The organism is Mycobacterium sp. E342, from assembly GCF_001667665.1.
Classification (GTDB): Bacteria; Actinomycetota; Actinomycetes; order Mycobacteriales; family Mycobacteriaceae; genus Mycobacterium.
On sequence record NZ_LZJM01000207.1, the window covers coordinates 20,321 to 38,206 of the forward strand.

The 17,886-nt window shown below is 65.1% G+C and carries 19 protein-coding genes; 12 read left to right on the plus strand and 7 right to left on the minus strand.

What is annotated here, in order from left to right; genetic code table 11:
• Positions 1–119: 119 nt before the first annotated feature.
• The 6 genes from A5692_RS15520 to A5692_RS15545 are packed head-to-tail and all read left to right on the plus strand — an operon-like array spanning position 120 to position 5,094.
• The gene (locus A5692_RS15520) at positions 120–557 is read left to right on the plus strand and encodes a MarR family winged helix-turn-helix transcriptional regulator (protein ID WP_068057377.1); all 438 of its coding nucleotides are present in this window, start codon (positions 120–122) and stop codon (positions 555–557) included.
• A complete protein-coding gene (locus A5692_RS15525; protein WP_082962751.1) occupies positions 557–1,993 on the plus strand; it encodes an MFS transporter in 1,437 nt (478 codons plus the stop codon). Before A5692_RS15520 ends, A5692_RS15525 begins: the two co-directional genes overlap by 1 nt.
• Positions 1,990–2,643: a sigma-70 family RNA polymerase sigma factor gene (locus A5692_RS15530; RefSeq protein ID WP_231984336.1), complete on the plus strand. Its 654-nt coding sequence runs from the start codon at positions 1,990–1,992 to the stop codon at positions 2,641–2,643. Before A5692_RS15525 ends, A5692_RS15530 begins: the two co-directional genes overlap by 4 nt.
• A 27-nt stretch (positions 2,644–2,670) precedes the next feature.
• On the plus strand, positions 2,671–3,546 hold the full coding sequence (locus A5692_RS15535; protein ID WP_068057384.1) for an LLM class F420-dependent oxidoreductase: 876 nt from the start codon (positions 2,671–2,673) through the stop codon (positions 3,544–3,546).
• 53 nt (positions 3,547–3,599) lie between these two features.
• Entirely contained in the window at positions 3,600–4,640 is a 1,041-nt protein-coding gene (locus A5692_RS15540; RefSeq protein WP_068057386.1) for an aldo/keto reductase, read from the plus strand.
• Between the two features lie 34 nt (positions 4,641–4,674).
• Complete coding sequence (locus A5692_RS15545) at positions 4,675–5,094, plus strand: hypothetical protein (RefSeq protein WP_068057388.1); 420 nt, start codon at positions 4,675–4,677, stop codon at positions 5,092–5,094.
• A 338-nt stretch (positions 5,095–5,432) separates the two neighbouring features.
• On the opposite strand, the gene A5692_RS15550 is transcribed toward A5692_RS15545, so the two are convergent.
• Positions 5,433–6,242: an enoyl-CoA hydratase/isomerase family protein gene (locus A5692_RS15550; RefSeq protein WP_197514473.1), complete on the minus strand. Its 810-nt coding sequence runs from the start codon at positions 6,240–6,242 to the stop codon at positions 5,433–5,435.
• A gap of 236 nt (positions 6,243–6,478) precedes the next feature.
• Complete coding sequence (locus A5692_RS15555; RefSeq protein ID WP_068057390.1) at positions 6,479–7,414, minus strand: alpha/beta fold hydrolase; 936 nt, start codon at positions 7,412–7,414, stop codon at positions 6,479–6,481.
• Positions 7,415–7,542: 128 nt separating this feature from the next.
• Here A5692_RS15555 and A5692_RS15560 point away from each other — a divergent pair, with 128 nt between their 5' ends.
• Both A5692_RS15560 and A5692_RS15565 read left to right on the plus strand, forming a co-directional pair.
• The gene (locus A5692_RS15560; protein WP_068057392.1) at positions 7,543–8,139 is read left to right on the plus strand and encodes a TetR/AcrR family transcriptional regulator; all 597 of its coding nucleotides are present in this window, start codon (positions 7,543–7,545) and stop codon (positions 8,137–8,139) included.
• Between the two features lie 347 nt (positions 8,140–8,486).
• Positions 8,487–9,464, plus strand: coding sequence for an alpha/beta fold hydrolase (locus A5692_RS15565; protein WP_082962757.1), 978 nt, complete (start codon positions 8,487–8,489; stop codon positions 9,462–9,464).
• 89 nt (positions 9,465–9,553) lie between these two features.
• On the opposite strand, the gene A5692_RS15570 is transcribed toward A5692_RS15565, so the two are convergent.
• Complete coding sequence (locus A5692_RS15570) at positions 9,554–10,585, minus strand: fused (3R)-hydroxyacyl-ACP dehydratase subunits HadA/HadB (protein ID WP_068057396.1); 1,032 nt, start codon at positions 10,583–10,585, stop codon at positions 9,554–9,556.
• A 304-nt stretch (positions 10,586–10,889) separates the two neighbouring features.
• On the opposite strand from A5692_RS15570, the gene A5692_RS15575 reads away from it, so the two are divergent.
• Together A5692_RS15575 and A5692_RS15580 are read left to right on the plus strand one after the other, a co-directional pair.
• Positions 10,890–11,807 (plus strand): LLM class F420-dependent oxidoreductase, encoded by a 918-nt coding sequence (locus A5692_RS15575; RefSeq protein WP_068057436.1) that lies wholly within the window; start codon positions 10,890–10,892, stop codon positions 11,805–11,807.
• Positions 11,808–11,862: 55 nt separating this feature from the next.
• Positions 11,863–13,335, plus strand: a complete 1,473-nt coding sequence (locus A5692_RS15580) for an NAD(P)/FAD-dependent oxidoreductase (protein WP_231984337.1) — start codon at positions 11,863–11,865, stop codon at positions 13,333–13,335.
• On the opposite strand, the gene A5692_RS15585 is transcribed toward A5692_RS15580, so the two are convergent.
• Positions 13,332–14,183, minus strand: coding sequence for a LysR family transcriptional regulator (locus A5692_RS15585; RefSeq protein WP_068057400.1), 852 nt, complete (start codon positions 14,181–14,183; stop codon positions 13,332–13,334). The two genes, A5692_RS15580 and A5692_RS15585, sit on opposite strands and share 4 nt — an antisense overlap.
• Positions 14,184–14,354: 171 nt before the next feature.
• On the opposite strand from A5692_RS15585, the gene A5692_RS15590 reads away from it, so the two are divergent.
• The gene (locus tag A5692_RS15590; RefSeq protein ID WP_082962764.1) at positions 14,355–15,317 is read left to right on the plus strand and encodes a DMT family transporter; all 963 of its coding nucleotides are present in this window, start codon (positions 14,355–14,357) and stop codon (positions 15,315–15,317) included.
• A 30-nt stretch (positions 15,318–15,347) separates the two neighbouring features.
• Here A5692_RS15590 and A5692_RS29515 read toward each other — a convergent pair whose 3' ends face one another.
• The 3 genes from A5692_RS29515 to A5692_RS15600 form a co-directional block, all read right to left on the minus strand.
• Positions 15,348–15,515: a hypothetical protein gene (locus tag A5692_RS29515; RefSeq protein WP_197514474.1), complete on the minus strand. Its 168-nt coding sequence runs from the start codon at positions 15,513–15,515 to the stop codon at positions 15,348–15,350.
• A 69-nt stretch (positions 15,516–15,584) separates the two neighbouring features.
• Positions 15,585–16,274: a class I SAM-dependent methyltransferase gene (locus A5692_RS15595; protein WP_068057402.1), complete on the minus strand. Its 690-nt coding sequence runs from the start codon at positions 16,272–16,274 to the stop codon at positions 15,585–15,587.
• A 61-nt stretch (positions 16,275–16,335) separates the two neighbouring features.
• Positions 16,336–17,235, minus strand: coding sequence for a class I SAM-dependent methyltransferase (locus tag A5692_RS15600; RefSeq protein WP_068057404.1), 900 nt, complete (start codon positions 17,233–17,235; stop codon positions 16,336–16,338).
• 132 nt (positions 17,236–17,367) lie between these two features.
• On the opposite strand from A5692_RS15600, the gene A5692_RS15605 reads away from it, so the two are divergent.
• Positions 17,368–17,790, plus strand: coding sequence for a nitroreductase family deazaflavin-dependent oxidoreductase (locus A5692_RS15605; protein WP_068057406.1), 423 nt, complete (start codon positions 17,368–17,370; stop codon positions 17,788–17,790).
• Positions 17,791–17,886: the final 96 nt, after the last annotated feature.

A 17,886-nucleotide genomic window follows, 5' to 3' on the forward strand; every position in this document is an offset into this window, starting at 1 on the left:
GGCATGCGTCGGCGGTTGCCGCGAAAGCTATGAGGATCTAGCTGCACTGTGCGTCAAGCGCGCCCACTTTTGATAAACCTGGGTTGACAATCGAATCTACTAAATCTAGTTTGACAACCGTGGTTGATAATCTGGACGTCGACGAGCTTGCCGCGGCCTTGTACCACGGAATCGGGTTGGTTGTGCGGCGACTCAAGCAGTTACACGCTCCTGAAGAGTTGTCGTGGCCACAACGCGCGGCGTTGGCCAGGCTTGACCGTGGGGGCCCGTCGTCGGGGGCGACGCTGGCGCGCGCCGAGCGGGTCAGTTCCCAGGCGATGGGAGTCACCCTCGCGGCATTGGAGGCGCGTGGATTGGTTCATCAGCAACCCGATCGTCAAGGGGGTAAGCAGGAAGTGTTGTCGTTGACGCCAGCCGGTCTCGACCTGCTGCGCTATGACCGTGCGGCGCGCGCAGGGCATTTGACGAAGGTCCTTGCCGCGAAGCTCAACGTCACGGAATTGCGGACACTGTCTCGGGCGGTGTCCGTAATCGAATGGTTGGGCATCGAGCTTTGATGAGCCCGGACCAACCACACCGTGGCGGCGAATCGAGTGCGTTCGGCTGGCGTTTCTGTGCGCCGCTGTTGCTGGGTGCGGCCCTTAATCCGATCAACAGCTCGCTGATCGCGACCGCCATCGTGCCGATCGCTGCCGCGCTGGGTGTATCGGTCGGTCGGAGCGGGGTACTGGTGTCGGCGCTGTATCTGGCCACGGCAATCGCGCAGCCGACCGCGGGAAAACTCTCCGAGGTGCTCGGGGCGCGGCGGGTCTTTCTCGCGGGGATTGTGGGGGTGGTCCTCGGCGGACTCCTGGGCGGTTTCGGCGCGAGCCTTTCCGTCCTGGTGGGAGCGCGGGTGCTGATCGGCATCGGAACCTCGGCCGCCTATCCGGCCGCCATGCTTCTGGTGCGGCGCCGTGCCGTGCAGACCGATCTGGATGAGCCGCCGGGTCGGGTGCTGGGTGGCTTGGTGGTCGCCGGGACGGTGACCGCAGCCGCCGGGCTTCCGCTCGGCGGCGTGCTGGTCGATGCCTGCGGGTGGCGGAGCGCCTTCTTGATCAATGTCCCCATCGGCATCGTGGCCGGCATCATCACTTTGGCGTGGATGCCAGCCGATCCGACAGCGACTCAGCGCCGAACACTGCGACGGACGTTAACCGACATCGATGCTCTGGGAGTTGCCGGCTTCGGTGGCGCGCTGGCGGCATTATTGGCGTTCTTGTTGTCGCTACCGCATCCGGCGTGGGCCGCCCTGGGCGTATCCGCTGCCCTCGGTGCCGGGCTGCTGTGGTGGGAATTGCGGGCGCGCAGCCCATTTATCGATGTGCGGATGCTGATCGGCTCTCCGGCGTTAACCCGAACCTACCTGCGTTTCGCGCTGACGACGATGTGCATGTACACCGTCCTTTACGGTGTGACGCAGTGGCTGCAAGCCGGCCGCGGAGTGCCGGCGAGGACTACGGGGTTGCTGCTGCTGCCGATGACGGGTCTGGCCGCACTCGTGGCCCAACTCGTCGCCGCGCGCAACCTGCTCCGCGCACCACTGATCGCTGCCGGCATCTCGTGTTTGGCCGGATCGATGGCGATGCTGCTGTTGGACAACAGCACCGGGCTGGTCTGGATCACGATGGTGGCGCTGATCTTCGGGATCGCGTTGGGCACGACGGCCAGTGCTAATCAGACGGCTCTTTACATGCAGGTACCCGCAGAGCAGATCGCCACGGCATCGGGCCTACTGCGATCCTGGGGGTACATCGGCTCGATCGCCTCGGGGGCGGCCATCTCGGTGGTGTTCCACACAGCCGTCGACGCTCATGGCCTACATGTGGTCGCGTGGATCCTGGTTGGGGTCAGCATCGTCGGCCTGATCACGCTGGCCGTGGACCCGATCATCGGGCGGCACGAACGGGATTCCGTTGGTCGGCAAGCCTATTCAGGGGCGGGGAAGAAGTGACCGCGGTTAGCAGGGATACAACGGGCGGCGCCTTTTCGAAGGCCCTGGCAGACCGATTCGAACGCGACGTGATGCCCTTGACGCCTGCTCTTTATGCGCACGCGTTGCGCCTGACACGAAACCACCCCGATGCTGAAGACCTGCTGCAGGACACGCTGTTGCGGGCGTTCACCGCTTTCGCCACCTTCCGGCATGGGACGAACCTTCGAGCTTGGTTGTACCGCATCCAGACCAACAGCTACATCACATGGTGGCGACGGCGGCAGCGTCGCCTCGAGGTTAGCCTCGGGAACGGGATCGAATCCGACCCCTTAGTCCACGATCCACGCTCGGGAGCAAGACATCCGAAATCCGCCGAGGAAGAAGCTCTGCTCAATGTGCCCGACCTCGATATTGCGTCGGCGGTCGGCGACTTGCCGGAGAACTTCCGCATCGTCGTCTATTACGCGGACGTGGTGGGGCTACCGGTCAAACACATCGCCGCACTGACCCAAAGCCCCGTCGGGACCGTCGCATCGCGACTGCACCGCGGCCGCAGCCGGCTGCGAGCACTCCTATGTGCGCGCACCGATACGGCACTCGCCGCATCCCACACCCTGCCACGAGGCACGGGCCTGCACGGCATCGATCGCCGTGTCAGTGACCGCTAACGCTGGAAGAGAAAGGATAGCGAAATCATGGAACTGGGCGTACATTTCATCGACTTCTTACCGGGCTCCCCCCAGAACCTGGCGCCGACGCTTGCGGCGACAGCCAAAAGCGCCGAGCAAGCAGGCGCGACCATGTTCACCCTCGCCGACCACTTTTTCCAGATGGAAATGGTCGGCAAAGCCGAAGATCCGTTCCTGGAGGGCTACACCTCACTAGGCTTCTTGGCCGGCCACACCCACACGATCACTCTGAGTTTGATGGTGACCGGCGTGACCTACCGGTATCCCGGGCTTCTGGCTAAGACGGTCGCCACCCTCGATGTGCTCTCCCAGGGCCGCTCCATGCTCGCCCTCGGCGCGGCATGGTATGAGCGCGAGCATTTGGCCCTTGGTGTGCCGTATCCACCGCTGCGACAACGATTCGAAATGCTCGAAGAGACTGTGCAGATCTGCGCTCAGATGTGGAGTGACAACGACGGGCCCTACCAGGGACAGCACTACCAGCTGGCCGAGACGATATGTCAGCCACAACCAATCAATCGCCCTCCCATTCTGATTGGCGGAGACGGGGAGAAGAAGACGCTGCGCATGGTCGCCGAGTACGCCGACATCTGGAACAGCAACGCCGTCACACCCGAAGAGGCCAAACACAAGATCGAGGTTCTGGCCAAGCACTGCGATGCAATCGGGCGTGACCCTGGGCAAATCCAAAAAACCTTAATGATCGGGCCGCAGTTCCAACCTTTCGCTGAACCGACGACATTCTGGCGGGCGATGGAAGGCTTCGCCGAAGCCGGCATGGAGCTGATCAACGTCCCCGTGCTGCCGGGGAATCCTGATCCGGTCGGATTCGTCACCCGTCTCGGCGAAGAGGTCGTCCCCAAAATGGCGTCGCTGGGGTAGACGCCCGCGCGCGGTGCAACGAGTCACTATCCGCAATCGGCAAAGGAATTCCCATGCGCTACACCAAGTTAGGAAACAGCGGTCTGGATGTCTCCCCGATCGCGATCGGCGCCATGACCTACGGCGAGCCCAGTCGCGGCTACCCCGCATGGTCGCTCGACGAGGACCACAGCCGGCCGCTCATCAAACACGCACTCGATGTCGGCATCAACTTCTTCGACACCGCGAACTATTACTCGCTGGGAAGCAGCGAAGAGATCTTGGGCCGCGCCCTGCACGACTACACCGACCGTGACGGGGTCGTCATCTGCACAAAAGTGTGCTCCCCGATGCGTCCCGGCCCCAACGGCCAAGGACTGTCGCGCAAGGTGATCATGACCGAGATCGATGCGAGCCTGCGCCGACTGGGCACTGACTACATCGACATCTACATGATCCACCGCCTAGACACTCACACACCGATCGAAGAAACCCTCGAGGCCCTCCACGACGTCGTCAAGTCCGGCAAAGCCCGCTACCTCGGCGCGTCCTCCATGCGGGCCTTCGAATTCGCCAAAGCCCTGCACCTACAACGCCAACACGGCTGGGCCAGATTTATCACCATGCAAGACCAGTACAACTTGTTGGCCCGAGAGGAGGAACGCGAAATGCTACCCCTGTGCGCTGACGAGGGCGTGGGAACCATGGTGTGGAGCCCACTGGCACGCGGGCGGCTGGCCCGCCCCGTTGAGACCACTACAGCCCGTTCTGCATCCGACCCCGGCCTTCAGCTGTTCTACTCCGAGCACACCGCTGCCGCTGATCGCGCGATCATCGACGCGGTCGGCGACATCGCTCATGCACGTAGTGTGTCTCGCGCCACGATTGCCCTGGCCTGGCTCCACCACAATCCGGTCGTTGCCGCCCCGATCGTCGGGGCGAACACGACCGCGCAGATCGACGACGCAGTCTCCTCTCTCGAAATCACCTTAAGTACAAACGAACTCGATCGGCTGCAACGCCCCTATACCCCACGGCTCGACCTTCAGGGCCTGAGCGCCGATTCGCCCGAGGTGCGACGCATCAATGCCCAGTTCGCCAAACCGGTCGCCTAGACGCGCAGGGCGCCACGAAAGAAAGGCAACCAGCATGCGGTTTCTCCGCGCCTCGATGATCGTCGTGGGAATCATCCAGCTTGGTATCGGCGCGATGTATTTAGCTGCCCCTGCTGCCGTCGTCGTGATGCTTGGCGTGGCACCTGGGGCCCCACCGTGGGTCAACTTCGTATTGGCCACGGCCGGTGCTCGATTCATCGGTTATGGAATCGGAATGGTCGCCGCGGCGCGCTCGCCCGGCCGCCATCATCTGTGGATCGACACCATGATCGCAATCCAACTCATCGACGTGATCGCCACGCTGTTCTATCTCGCCAACGGCACCCTCCCACGAGAGCACCACGAGCTCGCCGTCGCGCTACCACTGCTGTGGGTTGTCCTGCTCGGATGGGCGAGCCTGCGCGTCCGCAGGGCGAGCCCCACGCCGACCGCGAATACAGCCAGCCGCTCATGAATTGAGCGAGCTGAGGTCTCAACGACTGGGCATCTCCACCGGTCTGGACATGGGCTCGTGGCCCGTGGCAACGACAAACAACTTGCGGGGCTGCAGCGGGGTCCCCGACATCCGCAGCGCAACGATCCTCGCCGTCAGCCCCGCCAGCCCAGCGGCCCGCCAACCCGGATTCCCCGCGAAGGGATCGTCGCGATACCCAACCAAGGACGCGCGTGCAGTGGGTGCCCTAAATCCAGGGTGAGAATCTTTCCGCAGACATAGTGCATCGGGTCTAGCCGGGTATTACCTAACGTCAGCTCCCATACAGCGCCGGCTACCGCAACCCGATCGAATAGGAACTATTCTGCGCCGCCAGAGTTGCCAAAGACGGGGGGCCGTTTCTCGGAGAATGCGCGTACACCTTCTAAGCCGTCCGCACTGGCGCCAAGCCGGGAGATGTTGTGAGCCTCCACATCCAAGTGTGCGAACAGGTCGGTGGTCAGGCTTGACCGGATCAGCCGTTTGGTCGTGGCGAGGGAATCCCCCGACATTGAGACCAGACGCTCGGTGACCCGGTCTACCGTTTGGTCGGTGCCGGCGTCCGAATCGCTCACGGGCCCGACCAGACCTATGCGCTCGGCTTCGTCAACCCCCACGGTGCGGTTGCTCAGCGTCATCTCCAACGCTGTGCCCAGCCCGACGCGGTGGGTCAGGAACCATGACCCGCCGCAGTCCGGAGATAGTCCGACGCTGGTGTACGCCATCTTGAACTTCGTTGCCGGGGTACCGATGACGATGTCTCCGACTAGCGCGAGCCCCACTCCGCCGCCGGCGGCTACGCCGTCGACCACCGTGATGATCGGAACAGGTGCCGCCGTCAGCAACTTGAGGGCTTCGTGGATCGATCCGGCGACATAGCTCAGCTCGGCAGCCATGTTCGCCGCGTTGGTGAAATGAACGAGGTCGCCACCGACGCAGAACGCGAACCCTTCGTTGCGGAGAACGGCCACGCGCAGCTGACCAGCCTGAGCGTTTGTCACCACCTGATCCGCCCACGCCACCAACGAGTCCGCCAGCAAGCGGTCCATCCCGTTACCCACATCGCCACGACATAGCGTCGCGGTCATGACGAGCCCTTGCTGCCTGATTCGAAGACGTTCGTCGCTCACTGCTGTTGTCGTCAATGCAAGCTTTTGCTTGTGTGTCGCTGTCGCAACGTCCGGGATATGGGGCGTGACTTGCGGTCTCATGGCCGTCGTCAGCGTTGATCGCCCGCGACCGTAACGGCTTGGGGTTCGGTGAGCGGAACGTACGTACTGAGCCCTAGTGGCTACGCGTGGTCGCCGTTCCTGTGTCAGGCACGCATGCTCGCAGCACTTGGAGCGTAGGTGAAGTAGGGATTCGTTTACTTCGAGTCGACTCTTGCCAGCTGCTCGGGGTTGGCGGCGAGTCTTTGTCGCTGGGAAGGCCATGCACTGTCATCGATACCGAGCGCGGTGCGCAGCCAGGCCACCGTGGCGTGCTGGACGATCGCGACGCGCATTGGACTCTCGTCGGTGGTGCGGGTGTCGTTGTAGCCCTGAATGCCGCCGAGGCCATGTTCGCCGCCCGCCAGCACAAGCAGGTCGCGTGCACCCGGGCTGAGCCGGTAGCCGTCGGTAAACCAGTCCGGACCGCGCGTGCTGAGGGGGGACTGGTCGTGGTCGCCGGAAACCATGAGGCTCGGGGTCGTCAGATCGGTGAAATCGGGGTTCATAAAAGGGAAGTACTCGGTGGCCAATGGGGTCAGATCAGTGCCCCCAGTTCCGGGCAAGCAGAGCAGCAGTGCGGCCTTCACCCGGGGGTCGGCCATGCTTTGCCCCGGCGCCCGGCCGCCCTCGACGACGCCCGCGCCGGCGAGCATGCTGGCGGTCTGCGCTCCCCATGAATGTCCGGCCGCGACCACGAGCCCGCGGTCGATGCGCCCGGTCAGGCCGGGCACGGCCGCTTCGACCCGGTCGAGTTGGTCGAATATGTGTGTCAGATCCTGGACCCGAATCCGCCAGATGTCAGGGGTGCGAGGGTCATCTGGGGCGAGGCCCAGCGAGTCGAGGTGGGTTGGCTGGATCACGATGAACCCACGGGAGGCCCAGAATTCGCTCAAGGGGACGTAATCGTCCATCGTCAGCGTCATGCCGTGGGAGAAGACGATGACCGGTAGCCCTCGGCCGCTCGCGGGTGCGGAGACGCGTACCTGCAGGTCGTGGCCACGGTCCGGCGCGGCCAGGGTCACCGGCCGCACTGAGATGACCGGCGTCGTTCGATCGATGTCGTTGTCGGCGGTCGCGAGAGTGACGCTCATGGTGTCAAACCTCTTCTGAGTCATTCGGTGAGCTGGGGAACGGCGATCTACCATAGAACCGGAACGCCGCTCCGCTAGCGTAGCGGAACAGCGCTCCGCTTTTCAACCTTGATCGAAAGAGGAGAAGTGTGACGCCTCCGGCCCCGGCCGCCCGCACGCGCCCCGCCAAGCGCAGCGACGCTCGCCGCAACGAACAGGCGCTTTTGGATGCCGCCGCAGCGGTGTTCGTGCGCGCCGGGGTCGACGCGCCTGTGCGTGAGATCGCGGCCGAGGCCGGCGTCGGGGTGGGCACCATCTATCGGCACTTTCCCACCCGCGCCGATCTCGTCGTGGCGGTCTTTCGCCATCAACTCGATGCGCTGTCCTCGCTCGAGGCGATCGTCCCGGCACCCGACGAGAACCCGTATGCAGCGTTGCGGTCGTGGGTTCACCGGTTCGCCGACTTCCTGGTCACCAAGCACGGGTTGGCCCGGGCGTTGCGCTCAGACCAGGCCGGCTTCGACACTTTGCATGCCGAATTCCTTGAACGCCTGTTGCCCGTGTGCGATCGATTGCTGAAAGCTGCCGTGGCAAGCGGTCTTCCGCGCGGTGACGTCCGCCCGCTGGACTTCCTACACGGCGTCGGCAACCTGTGCATCGGCGTCGAAGCCGATCCAGACTATGACGTGCACGGCATGATCGACCTGTTCATCGCGGGCCTGGCGCAACCCCGCGATCACCATTAGGCGCCGCGCATCGCGCACCGTTCCAGGATCCGCCATGAAGATGAGAAAACGCATCCGCCATCTTCATGAGAAGCTTGCGAATCTGCTGGTATAGAGATCGCGATCCGCCACCCAGTTTGAGAACCTACATCAGGGTTCCGATTTTCACTTCAATAGTCGCGATGGCGGGTTCGTCCGGATTTGATCTGCGAAAATGAATCGGCTTCCTCCCGCTACTCCCGGTCGTACTGGTCTTCGACCCAGTCTGCGCATGTCATGTGATCTGGTCCCGCCAGCGTGGTTGCTAACTGACGCGTGAAGCAGCACAGATATGGTCATTGCGTGCTGGCCTACTACGATCGCGGTTCATGACTGAGGGGGCATCTGGACCGGCATATGCGCAAGCACAGGCCAGTGGGATAGCACCGCTCGATATCGCCGGCTCCGGCGTCCTGCCGCCCGTCGCTGCCCGGGTGCGCCGAATTTTCTGGGTGCTTGAGCGGTTGGCGCCCTCTCTGGGATCGCGGTGGGCAGTCGAGTTGTGGTGCACCCCGCCGGTTCTTGAGTCGAGTCTGAAAATGCCGCCGGGCGTGTCACCGGGCAGATCGATAGAAGCGTTCTGGGATGGGCATCGGGTCGCTGGGGAGGAATGGGGTGAGGGGCCGCCGGTATATCTGGTGCACGGATGGGGCGGCCAGCGCGCGCATTTGGCAGTCTTCGTCAAACCGCTGGTGGAGGAGGGGTATCGGGTCATTGCATTCGACCTGCCGAGCCACAACGAATCGGATCCGGGTGCGCTCGCTCCCGGGCGTACCACCGCCATCGAGTGTGCCGACGCGATTGCGGCCATGATCGAGACCCATGGGCCGGCACACGCGGTGATTGCCCACTCACTCGGCGCGAACTCGACAGCACTGGCTGCGGCTCAGGGCGCACAGGTAGGGCGCTTGGTCTTCTTGGCGCCAATGGGCGAATTTCCCCTCTATCTCGATCTGTTCGCGGCACGCCACGGCTTCGGGCGCCGGATCCGTTCGGGTCTGCACCGTCGCCTCGAGGCCCGGATCGGTATGCAGCTGCACGAGACGAACCTGACGTGGAACGGTCGACTAGCCAACCATCCGCCGCTACTTCTCATCCACGACCCCGACGACCCGGACAGCCCCTATGCCGCCAGTGAACGCGTAGCCACGGCATGGCCAGGCGCACTCTTCCTGACCACGCGAGGGCTCGGCCGATTAGCGCATTACCGAATCTTGCGCCACCGCCCCGCAATTCGCGCCGGACTAGAATTCATTGGCCACCAAGCCGCTGATACGAACGCCGCAGAGCTACCCAGCATCAGTTAGAACGGTTGGAGCTTGGGTTTGGCTCGGACGTTCGCCATCGCGGCAACGTCCTGGTCCTCCGAGATGGCCCACCAGCCGTGGTTCACCGGTCAGCGGAAGCGGACATTCAACGTCGCCAGGCCAAAGATCTTCCGGCCACCGGACTTCGCGGCGACGATGACGACACCGGTGCGCGTGGCCGGGTCCAGCGACTTGATCCGGCCGCTGTACTCGATGTCCGCGCCCCCGGCGGCCGACACGATCACGGGTTGCGACAGTCGCACCGCGTAGCGGCTCACCGCACCGGGATCGCCCGACCATGCGGAGGCGAATCCCGCGCCCAAACCCATGGTGAGCATCCCGTGAGCGATCACATCGGGTTGCCCCGCCATTTTTGCGAGGTTCTCGTCCCAGTGCAGCGGGTTGGCGTCGCAGGCCACGCCAGCGTAATTCACCAGGTCGCCTCGGGACAGTCGGGCGTGGTGCACCGGTAACTCGTCGCCGACATTTACCTCATCGAAGCACGGCGTCCCAGGGATACGGGTCGGATCTCCTTGGGCGATGCGAATCTCACCTTCGGGGCGCACCGTCTTTTGGTAGGCCGCATCGGAGTAGTCGATGCCGGCGAGGTTCACGTCGTGCATCATCACTTGCTGCGCGGTCGTCCTGATCGCCGGATCGACGTCCTCGGCAGTGACGCCGACGACGGTGGTGTGAAGCGTATGCACGCGCTCGCCCGCAGTGTCGGTGAAAGTGTTGGTCACGGTGATCAGGTCTCTGCCCGCGATCCTGCGCACCGATGACAGCTCGACGTCGATGTGTAGTTCGTCGCCGGCGACGATCGGCCGGTGCTGCTCAAAGACTTCTTCGGTCTGCAGGTACATCTCGTAACCGATGACCACCGATTCGAACAGGTGCCGATTGGCTGCCATCGCCGGGGCCGACGTGAATGTCAGCGGCGCCACCACTCCCGAATATCCCAGCTCAGCGGCAGCGGCGACATCCCAGTGCGCGGGGTGATAGTCCTGCACGGCACGAGCGAACTCGCGTATCTTCTCGCGGCCGACCTGGTATGTGTCGTCGACCTGGTAGTAATGGCCGACCCGCGATTCGAGCACCGACGTTTCGGTTGCTGCGGTCATGAATTGCCCAACTTTTCTACTGGCCTGTTCACGGAGGCCGGCGAACGCACCCTAACGTGCACGATAGCCCTGACATGACGGCGGCTATGTCGTCATCGTGCCGATGTCATCGAATTGCCGACCGTTTCGAGCCCAATGTGCGGAGGCACTAGTTTCCAACGGCCTCCAGCGGCATTCGCGCACAGTAGCGATAGGTGTTCAAGCCGGTCAACGCCTCGTTGGGTGCGCGACATCATGCACGCACATTTTCGATCATGGCGACGCGATAGGAATGCTCGCGCGGACGGCGCCGTTGCTTGTCGATATGCCGACCGGAATCATCCTCATGGCCCGCCCCGATGCCGCCAACCTTGTCGACGATGTGATCGCGCAAGCCCGAGAAGCCCATGAACACGGCGTCGCCCAGGTGTGGCTGCCCCAACAGCAGAACTACGACGCGATCACGTTGGCGGCCCTCGTCGGCGCCGCCGTGCCCGGCCTTGGTGTGGGGACGTCGGTGGTACCGATCAACCCACGCCACCCGCTGATCGTCGCCTCACTGGCGCAGACGGCACAGGCCGCGGCGCACGGCAACTTCAGCCTGGGCCTCGGTCTGGGCGCCCGCCAGATCGAGCGCCAGGCTTTCGGCACTGACTGGTCCAACGGCATCGCGCGGTTACGGGAGCATCTGACGATCCTCGGTTCGGTGTTCAACACCGCCGGCGTCGATTTCCACGGCAGCGAACTCAGCGCGAGCCCCACTTGGCCGGTACAGGTCCCGGGCGGGACCCCGATTCCGGTGTATGTGGCGGCGATGGGCCCAAAGGCGTTGCGGGTCACCGGCGAACTGGCGGACGGGACGTTGCCCTACCTGGCCGGGCCCCGGACCATCGGCGAATTCATCGTGCCGGAGATCACCAAGGCGGCGGCCGATGCGGGGCGTCCCGTGCCGCGCATCATCGCCGCGGTTCCGGTGCTGTTGTCCGAAGATGTCGAAGGCGCCCAGGCCATCGCCGCGCAACATCTGAGTTTTTACGAGAGCATCCCCTCTTATCGCAACGTAATCGCCAGGGAAGGACTTGCCAGCGTCACTGAGCTCGCCGCCATCGGACCCGAGGAACGTGTCGTGCGCCAGCTACGCCGTTATCGCGATGCGGGCGCCACCGACGTGGTGATCAGCCCCATCGACCGCTCAGCGTCTCTGGACCGCGCAGCATTATGGAGACTCACCGCCGCGCTGTGAACCGCCACTCACACGGGCAGGGGCGTGCGAGAGTTACCGGATGACAAGCGTCGCCGTGATCGGCGCCGGACCGGGCGGGCTGGTGGCGGCGCGCTGGCTGTTGTCGCAAGGGTTCGAGCCCACGGTCTTCGAGCGCGGTCCGGCGCTGGGTGGGCAGTGGGCGGCGTTGGCCGGATCGAGCGGCATATGGCCGGGCATGTACACCAACAGCAGTCGCACGATGACTGCCTTCAGCGACCTCGAGCACGACACCGACCTTGTCTACCTACCGAACCACGAGATTCTCGACTACCTGCATCGCTACGCCGCCAGATTCGGATTGATGTCACGCATCCGGCTCCGCAACCGGGTGGAGTTGGTCAGCCGGGACGACGCTCCCGGGTGGCTCGTGAGTCATGCCGACGGGACCGACCGCTTCGAGCGCGTGGTGGTGGCCAGCGGCAGGTTCAATGCGCCGGCGGTGCCCGCTGTCGCCGGACTGGAAACGTTCTCCGGCTGCGCGGGTGCCAAGCCCACATTCGGCTATAGAGACGCCGCAGCGTATCGCGGCAAGCGCGTTCTGGTCGCCGGCTGCGCAATCAGTGCGCTCGAAATCGCTTCGGAGCTCGCGCAACTCGGGGCGGCGCGTGTCGTCGTGACGCAGCGGCGACAACGATACGTCGTCCCCAAGTTCGTTGCCGGCGTCCCCACCGACCACTTGCTCTACACGCGCTACGGCGCGTTAGCCGAAGAGACCCTGCCAGCAGAAGACATCGATCGCCAGTTGAAAGAGATCGTGATCGGCGCGGCGGGAAGCCCCGAGCAGTACGGCGCCCCGGCGCCCGACCCATCGCTCTTCGCGGCCGGGGTGACGTTGAGCCAGCATTATCTTCCGTTGGTCGCCGAAGGCCGGATATCGGTGCGGCCGTGGATGAAAGCGGTGTCGGGCGCGACGGTCACCTTCGCCGACGATCGAGCGGAGGAGTTCGACGGGATCCTGTTCGGTACCGGTTTCGATGTGCGTCTACCGTTCCTGAGCAACGAAATCCAGCAGATTCTGGACCTTGACGCGGTGCACCTGGACGCCGATCGGTTTACCTTTCATCCGGACCTCCCAGGGCTTGCGCTCATGGGCATGTGGGACCAGGCGGGCGGATACTTTGTGCCGCTGGAACTTCAGGCCAGGTGGATCGCCTACACGTGGGGCGGCGTCGTACCCGATGTACCTGAAGCGGGCCAGCGAACGGCAATCGACGCCTACCGTGCTCGTCGGGGGTTGTCCCAGAAGACGCGGTTGAACCTCGCCGCCATCACGTTCGCCCGAGCCGCTGGCGTGGAACCGCGCCTGGAAAACTGGCCGCAGCTGCGCCGCGCCCTGCTGTTCGGCCCACTGGCGCCGAGCTGCTTTCGGCTGGAGGGGCCCGATGCGCTGCCCGACGCACCGGATCGGTTCGCGCGCGAGGCCGCGCGATTCGGCGCCATCACGTCAAACGACATGACGGAGTGCGAAAAACGCGACTCGACGGCACTATTTTGCGGAAGCCGTTAGTCCGCGGCGGCGAGCACCTCACGCACCGCCTCGTCCACGGTGCCCAGCAAGCCCGGGTCGATGCCGGCCCGGCCGCGAACCAGAATGGATGCGAGGTTGGTGGGCGGTAGTCCCTCGGCAGGGCACACGCCGTCCGGCAGCCTGCCGATCATCGGCAGCAACGCCACCCCGAGCCCCGACCGTACCGCCGCATACAGCCCGGACAGGTCGCCGCATTCGGCGGCGATCTCATAGTCGATGCCGTGGTTTTCGAGGATGGCGAACGCGGGTTCCCGCAACGTGCACGGCTCGGAGAAGATCACCAGCGGGAGTGGTTCGCGCGCCGGGGCGGCTAAGGCGCGCGCCGAAATCCATTGCAGGCGAACCAACCCGGACGCGTTGGCGCGGTCCAGGCCGGCGCCGTCGAGCATGATCGCCAGGTCGACGAGGCCGCGTTCGATCGAGTCGGCCAGCGACACGTTGCGGTCCAGCCGGAAGCGCACGCGTCGGTCGGGAAGCCGCTCACGCAGCAGGCTGGTGAGCCCCGCCAGCATCACGTCCGCGCCGTGCTCGGTGGCCCCGATCGTCAGGAGCCTGGGCTCGGTGGCGCCGAGGTCGTCGAGCGCCGTGTCATGTGCGGCCAAGATCGTGCGGGCATGGCGCAGTGCCTTCAGCCCCATCTCGGTGAACACGATGCCGCGACCGGACCGCTGGATCAGCGGCTCGCCGACGACCGCCTCGACCCGGCGCAGGTGTTGGCTGACCGCGGACTGGCTCAGGTGCAGCGCGGCGGCGGCGCGGTGAAATCCACCACAGTCGGCGACCGCGACGAGGCTGCGCAACGGCGCGATGTCCAGCACCTGAGGCATAGCAGCACCATATTCCGATCAGCATCGCTGATCAATAGCCGAGTTCGTCGGCCAAATCTCGGCCGCCACCCCACATCACTGATAAGAAAAAGCGATCGGTCTCGATCAGCAATAATCGTTGGACTGCGCAGGTGGGCCTAGGACAGCATGGGTCGCATGGACCTGCCGCGCATGCCGCTGACCACCGCGTCGGCGGTGACGTTCTTCTACGCCCTCGGTTATCCCATCGGGGTGCTGGCGGTGACGGCCATGGCGCCCATGGCTGCGCTGGTGTTCCGCTTCGGTTTGGCCGCAATGGTTTTGGCGATATGGGCGGTGCTGGCCAAAGCGCCCTGGCCGCGGGGCGCGCAGTTCGGTCATGTCGTGGTGGTGGGCCTGCTGATCCAGGCCGTGCAGTTCTGCTGCCTCTACGAGGCAGTTCAGCGTGGATCGCCCGCGGTGTTGTGCGCGGTGGTGGTCGCGATGAACCCCGTCGCCACGGCCATCCTGGCCGCGCTGTTCCTGCGGGAGCCGCTCGGCCCCCAGCGACTGCTCGCGCTCGCCCTCGGTGTCCTCGCGGTGCTCGCCGCGTGCGCCAAACGGTTGGCGACCACCCACGGCGTGGACCCGGTCATCGTGCTGCTTGGCGTTGCCCTGCTTGGCCTTTCAGCAGGCGGTGTCTACCAGCAACGGTTCTGCGTCGGCGTCGACTTTCGCACGATGAGCGCGCTGCAGAACGCGGTCGCGCTCGTTCCCGCCGCGGCGCTGGCGCTCCTCACGCCGTTCACCGTGCACGACGTCCGGCAGGCCGCGATCGCGGTCGCCGGCATGGTGCTGTTGAACGCGACGCTGGCGGTGAGCCTCTACGTCCGGGCCATCAACACCCACGGCGCGGCTGCGGTCGCGATGCTTTTCGCCGTCATCCCCGCGGTCGCCGCAGTACTGGCGTGGCTCATGCTGGGCCAGCGTCCCGACATCGGTGTTGGGGTCGGCCTCGTCCTGGGCGGCTTCGCTTGCTGGCTCAACAGCGGAGCTTCCCGTTCACGCCGGGCCGCGGGGGTGACTGGTGAACCCGACCGGGCGATGCGGGCGGCCTCGACCGTTGCCCAGCCAACTCCCGCGGCGTGCGGGTTGCCGTCGAGTCGCGGGAGTTGACGCGCCGCCCCCTAGAGGCGGTTGCGCAACCTAGCGCGTACTTTCATCGGCCGTGTCATGGCGGGACTGCTGCAACCCGGGCGCGTCGGGATCATCGTTCTGATGCTCGAGTTGTTCCTGCAGCTTGCGCTGTTCCTCGGTCGCCTGCCGGGCGTCCTCGGGCGCGGGCGGCGGGTCGAGATTGACTTGCTGGTCCACGTGAGCTCCTCTGACGGTGATGTCGCTCCAGTCAGGGTCTCCCGAATCCCGCGCCCCGAAACCTCGCCGCTAGCCGAGATGCGCGGACAGCAGCCAGGCCCGCATGGACTTCCGGCCGTTGCCCTCGTCGCGAATGTCGGTGCCGGCGAAGGCCTCGGATGCCTCCAGGAAGCTGTCGGGCACGTTGGCGTGGATGCGCGCCGGCCGGATCTCGTCGATCACCCAGTACTTGGCGACCGCGTCGCGCAGCTCCTCCTCGGTCACCGCGTTGATCGGGCTCTCGGCCGGCACGCCGTCACGGTCGAAGACCAGCACGAAATAGGAGGCACCCGGCGCGGCCGCCCGCACGATGGATCGCTGATAGCCCTCGCGTAGCTCGACGGGCATCGAGTGGAAAAGGGTGCTGTCGACGATGGTGCCGAATCGACCGTCGTAACCGTCGAAGGCGCTGATATCCGCGACATCGAAGCTGGCATTGGTCAGGCCACGCCTGGCCGCCTTCTCGCGGGCCAACTTGATGGCGGTGGGCGACTGGTCCAAGCCCACCGTGGTGAAGCCGCGCTCGGCGAGGAACAACGACACCGCCGCCTCCCCGCAGCCGGCATCAAGCACGTCGCCGTGGAACTTCCCCGCCTCGATCAGCGCGGTGATCTCCGGCTGCGGCTCGCCGATGCTCCACGGCGGGCGGTTGCCCTCGCCCATCTCGGGCGCTTCGCCCCGGTAGGCGGCTTCGAACATTTCGTGAGTCGGTTGAGACATGGGACCTTTATATCAATCACGCTGATATATGTCAATGGGGTTGATATGGTTGGCGGCCCGCTTAGGCCAAGGTGGCGGTCAGGTAACCGGAGTCCTCGCCGAAGGAAGCCAGCTCGTCGTCGGGCACCTCGAACCCGTGGGCGGCGAAGGCCTCCTCGGTGGTCCGGATGTCGACCCGCCAGCCGTGCGCCGCCAGGTATTCGGCCGCGGTGTTGCGGTCGCCGGTGTAGAACAGCTCGGCCAGATTGATGTCGGAGCCCAGCCGTTGCGACCGCTCGGTCAGCTTCTGCGCCCAGTCCGCCGGGATGTTGCGCAGATCCATGTGCTCGGTCGCGATCCGGCTGCCCGGCGCGGACAACGCGACGATGTTGTCGAACAAGCGGTCCTGCGCCTCGGGTGGCAGGTAGACGAGCAGGCCTTCGGCGCTCCACGCCGTCGGCGCGCCGGCGTCGAAGCCGGCGTTGACCAGGGCGGCCGGCCAGTCCTCGCGCAGGTCGATCGCCACCGTGCGGCGCTCGGCGGCCGGCGCGGCGCCCAGGTCGGCCAGCACCCGCGTCTTGAACTCGATGACCTCGGGCTGGTCGATCTCGTAGACCACCGTGCCGGCCGGCCAGGACAGGCGGTAGGCCCGGGTGTCCAGGCCGGACGCCAGGATGACCGCCTGGCGGACCCCGGATTGCGTTGCCTGCATAAAGAAGTCGTCGAAGTACCGGGTGCGGACCGTGATCTGCTCGTTCACGGCCTCGCGATTCAGCAGGGGATCGTCGGAGCGGTCGATCTGGCCGTCAAGGAGCTTGACGAAGACCTCGCTGCCCACGGCGCGCACGAGCGGATCGGCGAAGGGATCGTTCAGCAGCGGCTCGGGCCCTTTCGAAGCGATCGCCCGCTGGGCGGCCACCGCCGTTGCGGTCGCTCCGACGCTCGAGGCCAGGTCCCATGTGTCGTTCTCGGTGCGGCCCACTACCCGACCCCTCTCCCTGGTTAGTTAGCTCATTTAAGCGATGCGGTCCACTCTACGCGCCCGTCGACGGACAGGCGGATCGACGATTCCCGCGGGGGATGACTGCGGCGCGGGGACGTGTTGAGATCGGGTATGGCCGACGAGATCGAACTGAGCCCGAGGGACTGGGTACGCGAGCAGACCGAGCAGATCCTCAAGCAAGGCACGACCGACGGGGTCGAGATTCTGGATCGGCCCGTCGTCCTGGTGACGGTGACCGGGGCAAAGTCCGGCAAGAAGCGGTACGTGCCGATGATGCGCGTCGAATACGGCGGCCGTTATGCCATGGTCGCGTCGAAGGGCGGAGCCCCCGCACACCCGTTGTGGTACTTCAACCTCAAAGCCAATCCGGACGTCACCCTGCAGGACGGCGACAAGGTTTTCGCGCTCAACGCACGAGAACTCGAGGGGGCCGAGCGCGAGCAGTGGTGGCGACGCGCGGTCGAGGCCTATCCTCCCTACGCCGAATACCAGGCGAAGACAACGAGGCGGATACCGATCTTCGTCCTGGAGTAAATGCGTTGCGCCGCGGGTGATTTCCATGAACCGGCCTGGCGCCGGGCGGCATTGATACTCCGGGCGAACTGCGCCGCAAAAGATTTGCGTTCGCTA

Coding starts and splice junctions, on each gene's coding strand:
- A5692_RS15585 (WP_068057400.1), bottom strand. CDS start 14,183: ATGCCTCAGGTGCTGGACATCGCGCCGTTGCGCAGCCTCGTCGCGGTC.
- A5692_RS15590 (WP_082962764.1), top strand. CDS start 14,355: ATGCCGCTGACCACCGCGTCGGCGGTGACGTTCTTCTACGCCCTCGGT.
- A5692_RS15570 (WP_068057396.1), bottom strand. CDS start 10,585: ATGACCGCAGCAACCGAAACGTCGGTGCTCGAATCGCGGGTCGGCCAT.
- A5692_RS15545 (WP_068057388.1), top strand. CDS start 4,675: ATGCGGTTTCTCCGCGCCTCGATGATCGTCGTGGGAATCATCCAGCTT.
- A5692_RS15525 (WP_082962751.1), top strand. CDS start 557: ATGAGCCCGGACCAACCACACCGTGGCGGCGAATCGAGTGCGTTCGGC.
- A5692_RS15535 (WP_068057384.1), top strand. CDS start 2,671: ATGGAACTGGGCGTACATTTCATCGACTTCTTACCGGGCTCCCCCCAG.
- A5692_RS15540 (WP_068057386.1), top strand. CDS start 3,600: ATGCGCTACACCAAGTTAGGAAACAGCGGTCTGGATGTCTCCCCGATC.
- A5692_RS15595 (WP_068057402.1), bottom strand. CDS start 16,274: ATGTCTCAACCGACTCACGAAATGTTCGAAGCCGCCTACCGGGGCGAA.
- A5692_RS15565 (WP_082962757.1), top strand. CDS start 8,487: ATGACTGAGGGGGCATCTGGACCGGCATATGCGCAAGCACAGGCCAGT.
- A5692_RS15605 (WP_068057406.1), top strand. CDS start 17,368: ATGGCCGACGAGATCGAACTGAGCCCGAGGGACTGGGTACGCGAGCAG.
- A5692_RS15555 (WP_068057390.1), bottom strand. CDS start 7,414: ATGAGCGTCACTCTCGCGACCGCCGACAACGACATCGATCGAACGACG.
- A5692_RS15575 (WP_068057436.1), top strand. CDS start 10,890: ATGCCGACCGGAATCATCCTCATGGCCCGCCCCGATGCCGCCAACCTT.